The sequence below is a fragment of the Campylobacter sp. VBCF_04 NA7 genome, assembly GCF_027737405.1.
Classification (GTDB): domain Bacteria; phylum Campylobacterota; class Campylobacteria; order Campylobacterales; family Campylobacteraceae; genus Campylobacter_B.
This window is the reverse complement of the sequence record NZ_JAOVTT010000001.1, coordinates 241,975-254,596: the sequence shown is the minus strand read 5'-3', so window position 1 is coordinate 254,596 and position 12,622 is coordinate 241,975. Positions and strand designations below refer to the sequence as shown.

Genomic DNA, 12,622 nt, shown 5'->3' with positions numbered 1-12,622 from the left:
TTCGGCTTTTATCGCTATTTGTCGATGAGTGCGCGTGATTTTATCATCTGCTATGATATCGCCGATAAAAAACGCCTTGCCAAGGTGGCAAGGTATTTGGAAAAAATCGCTCTTAGGGTGCAGTGTAGCGTATTTTTGTGGATAAATCCGAGTGGGTTTGAATTTGAAGTCATAGTGGGTGCTTTGCGAAATTTGATCGACGAATATAGCGATGATTTGCGCATTTATAGGGTAAAAGACGCTGGCGTGCGCATGGGTGCGGGGTTAGATTTGCGCGAGCCGTTGGTTTTGTAAATTTTTAAAATTTTATGACAAATTGTGTCATGCAAAGTGAATATAATTTGGTCAAATCAAATAAAAATCATCGTGAAATGATTTTAGCGTTTTTTAAAATTTATGACAAATGGTGTCAGCGGCTGTGGGTATAATATACCTAAATTAAAAAAATCTCAAACAAAGGAGGCCACCATGGCTTATCGTTCATCTTACTCATCTAGTCGCGGTTCTTACCGCTCGTCTTCTAGTTCTCGCGGTTCTAGCCATAGCTATTCTAGCGGTGGCAGATCATACAGTTCGGCACGCGCTCACCAACATGTGGGGGAAAGCTTTGGTGGCTACACCAAAGTGCGCACCAGTAGCGGTGATTTCCGCATGCGCCCTACTAGCAAAAGCTAGGGGCTAGCCATGAAAAAGCAAAGCGTGAAAAATCACGCCGTAAAAAAGCGCGATAAAAACATAGTCTTGGCTGCTACGGGGCAGATTAGCCTTGGCGTGCGTGTAGTAAAATCAAAAAAGCTTTATGATAGAAAAGCGCAAAAAATGGCGCTAAAAAGCATAAAAGCTAGATTTTACTAGTGTAAATTTTAGTGAAATTTACCATTTATGAAAATTTTTAAATTTTAAAATTTTCACAAGTGGTAGTTTTAAACCACTTGGGCGCGGTCTTTTTCCTTCTAGCTCGTAAAACTCGCTTTTATGAGGCTGTGAAGATGTAAGGCTGCGTCGCTAAACCTATCCCTATAAGCGTGTAAATATTTTGGCAATTCACTATGAACACTGCTTGTGGATAGGTTTAGCTAAATTTGCAAATTTAGTCTATCTAAATTTTTCCCAAATTTTAGATAATCCATAATTAATTTATCAAATTTATCCCTTGTTGATTTTGGCGAAAGTATCACAAAATCAGGAAACCAACGCCTTGCTAGTGGCATTAGCATATCATCGCTACTTATGGTAAATTCGACCACTCGCCATAAATTTTCTAAAATTTCATCGGTGTTTTTTTGTGAAGCAAAAAATGTCTTTTTCTCGAAAAATTTAACCACTTTTGGCGAGATAGCCACTCGCACCACAAAGGGCTCGGCTCTGTATCCGTCAAAAAATGTTTCTAAATTTTGTATAAAATTTTCTGTGTATTTGTCGGTATAAAAAGTGTTTTTAAGCAACCTAATCTCATCTATAAAATTTACTCTTAAAACCTCGAAACCGCTGTTTTTATCGCAATCCCTGAGCGTTGCGACAGACCAATTTCCCTTTGAATAAATAAGCTTTAAAATTTTTACATTTTTTAAAATTTCATTATCGTATTTTAAATTTGTATATTTTTTAAATTTAATCGCTTGTTGAAGTTTGGCAAAAATATCTAAATTCGGCGTTTTTTCGTGCGGTGAGCCTTTTATTAAAAAAATTTCGCTTAGCTCTTTTTCTAGTTTATCATCGACTTTTTTGTGCGCAGAAGGCAAAAATTTACTAAATCCGGGATTTATGATATGGAGCAAATCGATGAGTTTTTCGCTTTCGTTTTGGTATTTGTTGGGGCTGATAAAGGTTTTGAAAAATTCTGTATTTTTGCAGATATAGCTTCCTTTGGCGAGTTTTGCGATAAATTCTTCGCCAAAAATCTCTCGCAGATCTTTTACATATCTTCTGGCTGTGCGGGTTGAAATGCCTGTTTGTAGGGCATAATCCTCGATGATTATCTCTTTTCCGCTAACGAAATCTTTAAGCAATTCCAAAATTTCAAAAACTTTTTTATTTGCCATGAAAAATCCAAATTTAAAAATTAAAAAGAGCGGAAAAATCCGCTCTTTTATTTTACCATAAACCTAGAACCTTCCACCAAATTCCGCCTATTACCGTCCAAATAAACAGATTTATCAGCGTTGTGATAAAGCCTAGTCTCCACCACTCGTTTTGGGTGTTGTAACCTGCACCAAAGATTATCGGTCCAGGAGCACCGCCGTAGTGGGTGATTGGCATCATAAGGTTGCTTGCATAAGCAAACACGAGCGCTACGAAAACAGCAGGAGCTCCTGCTGCGATAGCAACTGCACCAAAAGCCGCATACATCGCAGTAATGTGTGCTGTTAAACTAGCAAATAAATAGTGCGAATAAACATAGATTAAAAGCAAAATTCCCATTATCAAAATCCAGTTTATATCGCCCATACCGCCTGCGACGGTGTCTGAAAACCACTTGATAAAGCCAAGTTTATTTAAGCCGCCTGCAAGTGCGATTAGCGCACCCATCCACATTAGCGTATCCCATGCGCCTTTTTCGCCGATGACATCGTTCCACTCTAAAATTTTTAGAGCAACCATAACACAAACCGCTATCATGCCGACATTGGTCGCATTTATGCCTGTTAGGGTGCCAGTTGCCCATAAAAGCAATGAGCCGATAAAAACGCCTAGCATACATTTTTCACTTTTTTGCATAGGTCCGATTTTTGCAAGTTCAGCTTTTGCGATTTCCTTGCCTTGCGGAAACGCCTTTATTTCAGGTGGATAAATTTTATAAAGCACAAAGGGGATTATTATAAGCGAACAAATCGCAGGAACAATCGCACCAAGCGCCCACAATGTCCAGCTAATCTCCACACCAAATGAGCTTAACGCTAAGCTTGCAATCAGCGGGTTTCCTGCCATAGAGGTTAGAAACATACCATTTGTAATGGTGTTTCCTTGCCAAAGCGTTTGCATAAAATATGCTCCCGCCTTTTTTCTGCTTCCCTCATCAGGCTCAGAACCTAACGCCTTAGCTAATGAATTTACAATCGGAAATAAAATTCCACCAGCCCTAGCACCGCTACTTGGCATAGCAGGGCTGATAACCGCATCACTTATGACGATGGAGTAACCTAGCTTTAAGGTGCTATCTCCCAAAAGCGAGATGATTTTATAAGCAATGCGCCTACCAAGCCCTGTTTTAATAAATCCGCGCGCTATCATATACGCGCTTACGATCAACCAAATAGTCGAATTCCCAAAACCAGCTAATGCATCTGAGGGTTTCATCGTTTTAGTTAAAATCGTAATCGTAACACCGATAAAGGCAACCGCTCCGATTGGAAGCGGTTGGAGAATAAGACCTAAAATTGTGGCAAAAACTATGGCAAAAAGATGCCATGCTTGATCGCTCACAGCTTCAGGATGCGGACAAAACCATATAAGAAGCCCTATAATAACGACTAGAATTCCTTTTGTAAGCTTATTCATAGCTTATCCTTTTTAAATTTATCCGAAGTATTTTTTACTATCTTCGATAACTCTATCTACAAAAGTAGCACTCAATCCGACATATTTTTCAGGTTGCATGATTTCTTCTAAATCTGCTCTTGTGAAATATTTACTAACCTCTTCGCGCTCTAAAAGATCGTCGATTACTGGTTTGCCGTCTGTGAAGGCTTTCATACAAACTTCATAAACGATTTCGTGCGCAGTTAAACGACCAAGCTTTTCGCCTAGGTGTAGCATTACGGCTTCGCTTAGCATTGCGCCTTTTAGTGCATTAAGATTTCTTTTCATATTTTGTGGATAAACAAGTAAATTTTCTAAAATATCGTTGATTTTTTCAAGCGCACCTGCGATTAAAATAGAGCTTTTTGGAATTGCGTCCCACTCTACTGCCTCGCAACCCCAGTCGCGCTCGTTTTCGCACTCCATAGCCTCTACCATTAAAGGTGCTTGTGCGCGGACAATTTTAGTTAGAGCGATTACGCCTTCGCAAACTTGCGGATTTCGTTTATGTGGCATAGTAGAACTTCCTACTTTTCCCATGAAAAACGGCTCTTCAACCTCGCAAATTTCAGTTCTTTGAAGACTTAAAATTTCTCTTGCGATGCGTCCGATTGTTCCTGCGATTATCGCTAGCGTAGATACATACTCAGCCATGTGATCTCTGCTTGGGTGCCATGAAATCACAGGGATATTTAAGCCCAAATCCTCCATCATAAGTTTTTGCATTTCTAAGCCTTTGCCCTCTTGGCTTGCCATAGTGCCGACTGCACCGCTTAATTGACCAACTAAAACTCTTGGAGTAATCTCTTTTAATCTATCAAGGCTTCTGCGAATTTCTTGCGCCCACATTGCAGTTTTAAAACCAAATGTAATAGGCAAAGCGTGTATTACATGCGTTCTACCAGCCATAACTGTGTTTTTGTGCTCGGCTGAAATTCTCAATGCCTCTTTGTAGGTTTTTTCCAAAAGTTTTTTGATGAGCGGCAAAGCTTCTTTGATTTGCAAAACCATACCATTATCCATAATATCTTGGCTTGTCGCACCCCAATGCACGAATTCGCCACTATCATCGTCGAAAACCTTTTTAAATTCTTTTAGCAAAGGAACGATTGTGATAGAGCTTTTGTAGTTTTCACCTATTGCGTCTAAATCTAAAAGCTCGGCTTTGGCAAATTTTGTGATTTGCTCGGCGCGTCTTGGCTCGATAATGCCTAGTTTTGCTTGCGCTCTTGCAAGAGCAGCTTCGGTATCTAGCCATTTTTGCGCTTTGTTTTCGTCGCTGAAAATCTTTCTCATCTCTTCGCTGACGAACATAACTCTAAAAACTCTACTATCTACTACGCCTGATGCCATTTTGCACTCCTTAAAAAGAAATTTGTTTTTCTAATTTTCTTGGCAAAATTTTACTGAATAAAAATGTCAGAAATTGTCCGTTTGGATTTTAAAAAATTTGGGTTAGTGAAATTTTAATTAAAAAAAGTGCGCTGTTTTGGGAATTTGCTGAAATTTGGCTAAATTTGATTTATTTAAATTTAAGCCCAAATTTAGGGAATAATTTTAAAAATAGTGTCAAAATTCGTCCGTTTAAATTTAAAAAAGCCAAATTTTGATTTGGCTAAATTTTAGCGAATTTTACCAGCTTTGGATTTGCGATTTTTTGGTAATCTTTCGCGTCTAAAATCACCGAGTGATCGAGCAAGCCTGCGTTAAATGCGATTTCGTCATATCGCGTAAAAAGCGCAGGGTCGCAGACTAGCACTAGCTTTTCGTGGAAGCTAAACGGCGGCACAGAGCCAAAAACGCAATCACTTAGCTCCAATCCCTCGGTCGGAGAGACTAGGCTGGCGCGATTTCGCTCAAACGCCTTTGCTAGCGTGCTCAAATCCGCTTGCATATCGGCTGGAAGCACGGCTAGGGCATAGATTTTTTCTCCGCCACCTTTTAGGGTGCAAATTAGAGCTTTTGCACCCTGTCCAAGCTCAGTGCCTCTTGCTTTGGCAACCTCTGCGCTAGTGCCTACGCTATCGTGAGTTACGACGCGAAATTTCGCCCCATTAGCCTCTAAAATTTCAACGATTTTATTAAAAATTTTCTCGCTCATTTTCAATCCTTTTTAAATTTTAAAAGCTCAATTTTACCAAAATTTCATAGAGTTTTTGATACTATCGCACGCAAAATTTTAAAGGAAAAATATGAATTATGATGTGATAGTTATAGGCGGCGGACACGCTGGAATCGAGGCTGCGCTAGCAAGCGCGAAAATGGGCGTGCGCACACTTTTGATTACGATTTTAGTCGAGCAATTAGGCGCTGCAAGCTGTAATCCTGCAATCGGAGGCCTAGCTAAGGGGCATTTGGTCAAAGAACTCGACGCTCTTGGCGGTCAAATGGGGCGCACCACCGATGAGTGCGGTATTCAATTCCGCATACTAAACGAGAGCAAAGGCCCAGCTGTGCGTGGTTCGCGCGCGCAAATCGATATGGATAAATACCGCATTTATATGCGAAATTTGCTTTTAAACACACCAAATTTGGAGCTCACGCAAGAGATCGCAACCGAAATTTTAAGCGAAAATCGTGGTGATGAAATCATCGTGCGAGGCGTGAAAACCCACCTTGGCAATGAATACACCGCCAAAAAGGTCGTCATCACCACAGGCACATTTTTAAACGGCCTTGTGCATGTGGGCGAAAGCACCATAGAAGCGGGGCGCGTGGGCGAATTACCATCGAAAAATCTCTCAAATTCGCTCAAATCTTTCGGGTTAAAAATGGGCAGGCTCAAAACCGGCACCTGCCCTAGAATTGACGCAAAAACAATTGATTTTAGCGTCTTAGAGCGCCAAGACGGCGACGAAAATCCAAAGCCATTTAGCTTCCGCACCGAAAATTTCGCGCCAAATCAGCTTCCATGCTACATTGCTTACACGAACGAAAAAACCCACGAGATAATCAGCTCAAATTTCGCCCGTGCGCCGATGTTTACTGGGCAAATTTCAAGCACAGGACCAAGGTATTGCCCTAGCATAGAGACTAAAATTTATGAATTCCCAGACAGAGAGCGCCACCATGTCTTCGTCGAGCCCCAAACTATGGAGGCTAGCGAGTATTATGTCAATGGACTTTCGACTTCGCTTCCTTACGATGTGCAAGTTAGCTTTATCCGCTCGATTAAGGGCTTTGAAAACGCTAAAATCGTGCGCCCAGGATACGCTATCGAATACGATTATGTCGATCCAACTGAGCTCAAACACTCTTTGGAGTGCAAAAAGGTCTCGGGGCTGTATCTTGGCGGACAGATTAATGGCACCACAGGCTACGAGGAGGCTGGGGCGCAGGGGCTTATGGCGGGCATTAACGCAGGCCTTGCCGTGCGCGCCAAAGAGCCACTAATCTTGCGCCGTGATGAGGCCTACATCGGCGTGCTAATCGATGATTTGGTCACCAAAGGCACGAAAGAGCCATACAGAATGTTCACTTCGCGCGCCGAGTTTAGGCTACTTTTGCGCGAGGACAACGCGATTTTGCGCCTTGGCAAATACGGGCATGAAATAGGGCTGATTGATGATGAAATTTATAGCAAAATTTGCAAGATTGAGGGCGAGACGAGGGCTGGCGTGGAGCTTTTAGAAGCCAAAGAACTCACGCCAAACAAGGCAAATTTGGCGTTTTTAGCAGAACTTGGCGAAGAGGCGATAAGCCAAAATGTAAGCTTGCAAAAAATCGTAGCCAGAAAGAGCTTTACAAAAGAGAAATTAAAGTCGCTTGATCCGATTTTTGCGGGATTTTGTGATGAGAGTTTGGAGCAAATTTTAGTCGAGTGCAAATACAAACACTACATTGCCGAACAGCGCGCCAGTATTGATAAAATGAAGGATATGCTAAGTGTGAAAATCCCTGAGGACTTCGATTTTCGCGCGGTTAGCGGGCTTAGCAATGAAGTGGTCGAAAAGCTAGAAAAATTCGCTCCGCCGACGCTGTTTGCTGCAAGTGAGATTTCAGGTGTAACACCTGCCGCGATTGATATTTTGCACATTTATATCAAAATGCGCGGGAAAAAATAGCGAAATTTGCGCTAAATTTGCTGTCATTGCGAGAAAACGAAGTTTTCGAAGCAATCCAGAAAAATTTAAATTCAAAATTCAACCTAAATTTAGCATTGAACGATTTTTTGAATTTAACCTGCGCCGTGAAATTCTCCGTAAGGGGGAGGGCGCGCTTTTTAGGAGACGCTACCCTCCCCCTTACCAACCCCCACCCCTGTAAAACCTTAGAAGTGGCTAAATTTAAAGCTTCGCTTTAAATTTAGCTGATTTTATTTTTACGGAAATGCTTTGCATTTCTTTGCAATTTCGGGGGCAGTGTTTGGGGGTTGCGCTAGCGAAATGCGAAATTTTAAAATTTCAAATTTACCAAATTTAAAATTTATAAAATTTTTTGTGCTTAAATTCCGCGATTAAACAAATTTAAGGAAAAAATTTTGAAACACTACAAAGGTTTTGGCAAGCAAATTTTGCTAATGATTATCTTTAACGCCGTTTATAGTGGCGCTGGAATCGCGATTTTAGCGTTTATCAATAAATATTTGTTAGGCGAGGGCGAGAAAACAACCTCGCTAATTTTTATGTTTTTTGGGCTTTTGGTGCTGTTTTTGGCTCTCTCGGTCGCTTCGCGCGCCGTGCTTTGCGTGATTGAGAATAACTTCGTCTTCAACCTGCGCTCAAAGGTCATCAAGCAGATAATCGATACGAAATTTGAGCGCATTGAGGCCGCGTCAAAGGCGAATTTGCTGGCGTCGCTAAGCTCTGATATTTCGCGCCTGACTGATGGATTTATGCGCATTAGCGAGCTAATCCAGGGCGGTATGACGGTCGTGTTCGCTGGAATTTACACGATTTACATTTCGCCGAAAATGTTTTTGTTTTTGTTCGTGTGGATTGGCGCGCTGATGATTTTAAACCAGCTAATCATGCGCAAAGTAATGCAAAATTTCGACGCTTACCGCAAAAACGAGGACGAGCTTTACAAAAACTATTCCAAGGCGATCGAAGGGCACAAAGAGCTTTCGCTAAACATAAAAAAAGCGCGCTATCTTTACGAAAACGAATTTATCCCAAACGCAAACAATCTGCGCCAAACCTCGCTAAAAGCGCAGGTTTATCAGGCGTTTGCGGGGAATTTTATGAGCGTGATGATGCTAGGCGCTGTGGGCGTGGTGCTGTTTTGGGGGCTAAATGGTGGCGCACAGGCTCTTGCAAACGCCGTAACAATCGCGCTTACGATATTATTTTTGCGTGCGCCACTTATGATGCTTGTTTTCTCTTTCCCAAGCATTTTGCGCGCCAAAATCGCTTACCAAAAAATCGAGGAATTAGGGCTAGATCCGCATGTGGCGGGATTTGAAATAAAAAATTTGCCTGCGTGGCAAAAACTCGAATTAAAAAATGTAAGCTTTACCTATAAAAACGGCAAATTTGGCGTGAAAAACCTAAATTTAGCCATAAATTCGGGCGAGGTCGTGTTTCTAGTCGGCGAAAACGGCAGCGGCAAATCGACGCTGTTTATGATTTTATCTGGGCTTTATGGCGCACAAAGTGGCGAAATTTGCGTCGATAATAAGGCAGTAAGTGCAGATGATTTGCGTTCATATAGCAATAATATAAGCGCGGTTTTTAGCGATTTTTATTTGTTTGATTATATCGTGGGCGATGAAAATACTGCGCGCGAGTGGCTCGAAATCATGGAAATTTCGCAAAAGGTCAGTATCGAAGGGGGCAAATTTAGCACCACAAATCTCTCCGCAGGTCAGCGCAAACGCCTAGCACTCGCAGCTGCGCTTAGCGAGGGGCGCAAATTTATCATGCTCGATGAGTGGGCAGCAGATCAAGACCCGCATTTTCGCGCACACTTTTACGAGTGCATAATCCCAAGGCTCAAAGAGCGCGGATACACGATATTTGCGATAAGCCACGATGATAAATATTTCGGCGTGGCGGATAAAATTTATAAAATGAGCGGGGGCGAAATTTCGCAAATTCGCTGAAATTTTGGTTTAAATTTTACCAGATTAATTTTTCTTTGATAAAAATTTAATTTTAATTTACAAAATTTAGATTATACTTCACACGCAATTTAACTGAAAGGATCGAAAATGAAAAAAGTTTTCATCGCATGTGCTGCATTAGCGGCAATTAGTTCAAGTGCTTTTGCTGCTGACGGAGAGGCGCTATTCAAAAAATGCGCAGCATGCCACGGCGCAAACGCTGACAAACCTTACCTAGGCGGTAAAGTTCCAGCGCTAAACACACTTGCAAAAGACGATATTATCGCTAGCGTCAAAGGCTACAAAGAAGGCACTGTCGGCGACGGCGGTAAGGGCAAATACGGCATGGCTGGCGTAATGAAAGGCCAAGTCGCAACACTAGATGACGAGTCAATCGCAGCATTGGCTGATTTCATCGAAAGCAAAAAATAATCCCCCTTTTTAATCAATTCTAGCCTGGCGCGTCCCCCTCGCGTCAGGCTTTTTTAATTTAATCAAATTTATAATCATTGAAATTTCAAAATTTGGAGCTTTTATGAGCGATTTAAATTTTATAAACGAGATGAAAGACAAGGTTATCGCCGGTGAGAGTTTAAGCAAAAATGAAGCGTTAAATTTAGCCAAAACTAGCGATTTGGACGCACTTTTGAGCGCGGCAAACGAGATTAGGCAAATTTGCTGTGGCGATGAGTTTAATTTTTGCTCGATTATAAATGCGCGTTCTGGCAAATGCTCGGAGGATTGCAAATATTGCGCCCAGTCTGCGCATTTTAAAACAGGTTGCGAAACCTACTCACTTTTGGATACTGCGCCCGTTTTGCAAATGGCACAGCAAAACGAAAAGGCAAAAGTTCATCGCTTTTCGCTCGTTGCCAGTGGTCGCGGGATAAGCGAAAATGACAAAGATATGCCAAAAATCGAGCAAATTTATCGTGCGCTAAGAGAGCAGACGAATTTGCACCTTTGCGCTTCGTTTGGGATTGCGAGCGTGCAAGCCTTGCAAAAGCTTAAAGATAGTGGCGTGAAAACCTATCATCATAATTTAGAGACTTCGCGCAGGTTTTATCCGCGAATTTGCACCACACACAGCTATGATGATAGAGTGCAAACTATCAAAAACTGCCACGCTGTCGGGCTTGATGTGTGTAGCGGCGGGATTTTTGGGCTTGGCGAGAGCGTGGAAGACCGCATAGATATGGCGTTTGAGTTGCGAGAACTTGGCGTAAGCTCTGTGCCGATAAACATTTTAATGCCGATTTCAGGCACTCCACTTGAAAACAGTGCGCCGCTTAGCGAAGAAGAGATTTTACGCTCAATCGCCGTGTATAGATTTATTTTACCGCGTGTTTATCTGCGTTTTGCGGGCGGGCGAGTAAAGCTTGGTAAAAGTATCGAAAAGGCGCTAAATTCCGGCGTAAATTCGGCGATTACAGGGGATTTTCTCACCACCACAGGGGATAGCATAAGTGGCGATATGGCGCTTGTTTCTTCGCTTGGATTTAGGATATAAATTTGCGAATTTAAGCTGTTTTTTGTAAAATTTCGCAAAAATTTTGGAGAAAAAATGTTTAACGGACTAATTAGAGAAATCGCCGAAGTCGTTAGTTTTAGCGGAAATTCGCTTCGAATTCGCGCTAAATTTCGCCCTGAGCGTATCGGCGATAGTATCGCCATAAACGGCGCGTGTTTGAGCGTAACGCAAATTTTGGCTGACGGCTTTGTCGTGGAGATTTCGAGCGAAACCGCCGCACTCATCGCCACGCAAAATTTCAGAGGCAGAGTGCATATCGAACCTGCTATGCGACTTGGAGAGCGGATTGACGGGCATTTGGTGCAAGGACACATCGACGGCGTGGGCGAAATCACAAAAATCACAAAGCTAAAAAGCGGATATGATTTTTTTATAAATTTGCCAAAAAATTTAATGCCGTTTGTCGCAAACAAAGGCTCGGTCGCAATCGACGGCGTTAGCCTTACCATAAACGAAGTTTTATCTAGCGGAATTCGCCTAACCACAATCCCGCAAACTATGAAAGATACGCTATTTGGCGAGTTTAAAATGGGGCGAAAAGTAAATGTCGAAACCGATCTGCTCGCAAGATACGCAGCGCGAATTTTGGGCTTTGTAGGCGAGAAAAAAGAGAGTTTGTCGTGGGATCAGGTGAATTTGATTTCAAGCCTTTACTAAATGCCTTTAAATTCGGCTTTACCGATAAATTTGGTTTAGCTAACGCAATTTTTAAGGATACTGCGCCGAAAAATTTGAACGGCGAAAATTTGGGAAAATTTGGCAAATTTAACCTTGCTTTTCATGTTGGCGATAAATTTGAAAATGTGCTAAAAAATCGTTTTAAACTGGCAAATTTGCTGGGTTTAGAGTTGCGAAATTTGATTTTTATGAACCAAATTCATAGCGATAAAATTTGCGTTGTTGATGAAAAATTTATGGCTGAATTTGGGGCGAAATTTGATAAATTTTTTGAATTTGGCGAATTTAAAAGTGAAAATTTGCAAAGCGAATTTGTGAAAATTTTCCCTGAGTGCGACGCTTTGGTTACAAATTTGCGTGGCGTGGGGCTGTGTGTCATGGTGGCGGATTGTTCGCCGGTGCTACTTTTTGATGAAAAATGTGGTGCTGTCGGCGTGGCTCATGCTGGCAGAGCTGGGGTTACGCAAAAAATCGTAACCAAAACAGCGCATAAAATGAGTGAAATTTACGGCACGAAAATTTACGATTTAAGCGTGATTGTGGGGGCAAATATCGGGGGCGAGTGCTACGAAGTGGGCGAAATGGATTTGGGCGAATTTAATAAATTTAAAAACGGCGATAAATTTGATATGAATTTGGCTTTAAAGGCTGAATTTAGCGAACTTGGCATAAAAAAATTCAAATTTAGCAAATTTTGCACTCACTGCGAAAATCATCTTTACTCATATCGCAGAGAGCGCGAAACCGGTCGTTTCTGCGGCTTTGTGGTGAAAATTTTATAAATATATAGTTACACAAATGTGTTTAAGAAAAAATATTATAAAATTTGGGATATTTTTATTAAAGGATTT

At 41.6% G+C, this 12,622-nt stretch carries 13 protein-coding genes; 9 read left to right on the top strand and 4 right to left on the bottom strand.

Going from position 1 to position 12,622, the window contains the following annotated elements; all coding sequences use genetic code 11:
* Positions 1 to 24 precede the first annotated feature (24 nt).
* The 3 genes from cas2 to OFO00_RS01180 all read left to right on the top strand — a co-directional run bounded on the left by cas2 (position 25) and on the right by OFO00_RS01180 (position 855).
* Positions 25 to 294, top strand: coding sequence for a CRISPR-associated endonuclease Cas2 (gene cas2 / locus OFO00_RS01190; protein ID WP_270864561.1), 270 nt, complete (start codon positions 25 to 27; stop codon positions 292 to 294).
* A 174-nt stretch (positions 295 to 468) separates the two neighbouring features.
* The gene (locus OFO00_RS01185) at positions 469 to 675 is read left to right on the top strand and encodes a hypothetical protein (RefSeq protein ID WP_270864560.1); all 207 of its coding nucleotides are present in this window, start codon (positions 469 to 471) and stop codon (positions 673 to 675) included.
* 9 nt (positions 676 to 684) lie between these two features.
* Complete coding sequence (locus OFO00_RS01180; protein ID WP_270859136.1) at positions 685 to 855, top strand: hypothetical protein; 171 nt, start codon at positions 685 to 687, stop codon at positions 853 to 855.
* Positions 856 to 1,076: 221 nt separating this feature from the next.
* Here OFO00_RS01180 and OFO00_RS01175 read toward each other — a convergent pair whose 3' ends face one another.
* The 4 genes from OFO00_RS01175 to OFO00_RS01160 all read right to left on the bottom strand — a co-directional run bounded on the left by OFO00_RS01175 (position 1,077) and on the right by OFO00_RS01160 (position 5,620).
* On the bottom strand, positions 1,077 to 2,042 hold the full coding sequence (locus OFO00_RS01175) for a helix-turn-helix transcriptional regulator (RefSeq protein WP_270864559.1): 966 nt from the start codon (positions 2,040 to 2,042) through the stop codon (positions 1,077 to 1,079).
* Between the two features lie 52 nt (positions 2,043 to 2,094).
* Positions 2,095 to 3,498 (bottom strand): anion permease, encoded by a 1,404-nt coding sequence (locus tag OFO00_RS01170; RefSeq protein ID WP_270864558.1) that lies wholly within the window; start codon positions 3,496 to 3,498, stop codon positions 2,095 to 2,097.
* 18 nt (positions 3,499 to 3,516) lie between these two features.
* On the bottom strand, positions 3,517 to 4,872 hold the full coding sequence (gene purB / locus OFO00_RS01165; RefSeq protein WP_270860740.1) for an adenylosuccinate lyase: 1,356 nt from the start codon (positions 4,870 to 4,872) through the stop codon (positions 3,517 to 3,519).
* Between the two features lie 262 nt (positions 4,873 to 5,134).
* Positions 5,135 to 5,620: a YbaK/EbsC family protein gene (locus tag OFO00_RS01160; RefSeq protein ID WP_270864557.1), complete on the bottom strand. Its 486-nt coding sequence runs from the start codon at positions 5,618 to 5,620 to the stop codon at positions 5,135 to 5,137.
* A gap of 91 nt (positions 5,621 to 5,711) precedes the next feature.
* On the opposite strand from OFO00_RS01160, the gene mnmG reads away from it, so the two are divergent.
* The 6 genes from mnmG (at position 5,712) to OFO00_RS01130 (ending at position 12,553) form a co-directional block, all read left to right on the top strand.
* A complete protein-coding gene (gene mnmG, locus OFO00_RS01155) occupies positions 5,712 to 7,583 on the top strand; it encodes a tRNA uridine-5-carboxymethylaminomethyl(34) synthesis enzyme MnmG (protein WP_270864556.1) in 1,872 nt (623 codons plus the stop codon).
* A gap of 416 nt (positions 7,584 to 7,999) precedes the next feature.
* Positions 8,000 to 9,562 (top strand): cyclic peptide export ABC transporter, encoded by a 1,563-nt coding sequence (locus tag OFO00_RS01150; RefSeq protein ID WP_270864555.1) that lies wholly within the window; start codon positions 8,000 to 8,002, stop codon positions 9,560 to 9,562.
* Between the two features lie 108 nt (positions 9,563 to 9,670).
* The gene (locus tag OFO00_RS01145; RefSeq protein ID WP_270859129.1) at positions 9,671 to 9,994 is read left to right on the top strand and encodes a c-type cytochrome; all 324 of its coding nucleotides are present in this window, start codon (positions 9,671 to 9,673) and stop codon (positions 9,992 to 9,994) included.
* A 103-nt stretch (positions 9,995 to 10,097) separates the two neighbouring features.
* Entirely contained in the window at positions 10,098 to 11,072 is a 975-nt protein-coding gene (bioB, locus tag OFO00_RS01140; protein WP_270864554.1) for a biotin synthase BioB, read from the top strand.
* A 54-nt stretch (positions 11,073 to 11,126) separates the two neighbouring features.
* Positions 11,127 to 11,750, top strand: a complete 624-nt coding sequence (locus OFO00_RS01135; RefSeq protein ID WP_270864553.1) for a riboflavin synthase — start codon at positions 11,127 to 11,129, stop codon at positions 11,748 to 11,750.
* The gene (locus OFO00_RS01130) at positions 11,714 to 12,553 is read left to right on the top strand and encodes a polyphenol oxidase family protein (RefSeq protein WP_270864552.1); all 840 of its coding nucleotides are present in this window, start codon (positions 11,714 to 11,716) and stop codon (positions 12,551 to 12,553) included. The genes OFO00_RS01135 and OFO00_RS01130 overlap by 37 nt, the downstream gene beginning before the upstream one ends.
* Positions 12,554 to 12,622: the final 69 nt, after the last annotated feature.

Excerpts from the sequence above, each read along its gene's own strand:
- cas2 (WP_270864561.1), top strand. The coding sequence starts at position 25 with ATGAGTGCGCGTGATTTTATCATCTGCTATGATATCGCCGATAAAAAA.
- OFO00_RS01185 (WP_270864560.1), top strand. The coding sequence starts at position 469 with ATGGCTTATCGTTCATCTTACTCATCTAGTCGCGGTTCTTACCGCTCG.
- OFO00_RS01180 (WP_270859136.1), top strand. The coding sequence starts at position 685 with ATGAAAAAGCAAAGCGTGAAAAATCACGCCGTAAAAAAGCGCGATAAA.
- OFO00_RS01175 (WP_270864559.1), bottom strand. The coding sequence starts at position 2,042 with ATGGCAAATAAAAAAGTTTTTGAAATTTTGGAATTGCTTAAAGATTTC.
- OFO00_RS01170 (WP_270864558.1), bottom strand. The coding sequence starts at position 3,498 with ATGAATAAGCTTACAAAAGGAATTCTAGTCGTTATTATAGGGCTTCTT.
- purB (WP_270860740.1), bottom strand. The coding sequence starts at position 4,872 with ATGGCATCAGGCGTAGTAGATAGTAGAGTTTTTAGAGTTATGTTCGTC.
- OFO00_RS01160 (WP_270864557.1), bottom strand. The coding sequence starts at position 5,620 with ATGAGCGAGAAAATTTTTAATAAAATCGTTGAAATTTTAGAGGCTAAT.
- mnmG (WP_270864556.1), top strand. The coding sequence starts at position 5,712 with ATGAATTATGATGTGATAGTTATAGGCGGCGGACACGCTGGAATCGAG.
- OFO00_RS01145 (WP_270859129.1), top strand. The coding sequence starts at position 9,671 with ATGAAAAAAGTTTTCATCGCATGTGCTGCATTAGCGGCAATTAGTTCA.
- bioB (WP_270864554.1), top strand. The coding sequence starts at position 10,098 with ATGAGCGATTTAAATTTTATAAACGAGATGAAAGACAAGGTTATCGCC.
- OFO00_RS01135 (WP_270864553.1), top strand. The coding sequence starts at position 11,127 with ATGTTTAACGGACTAATTAGAGAAATCGCCGAAGTCGTTAGTTTTAGC.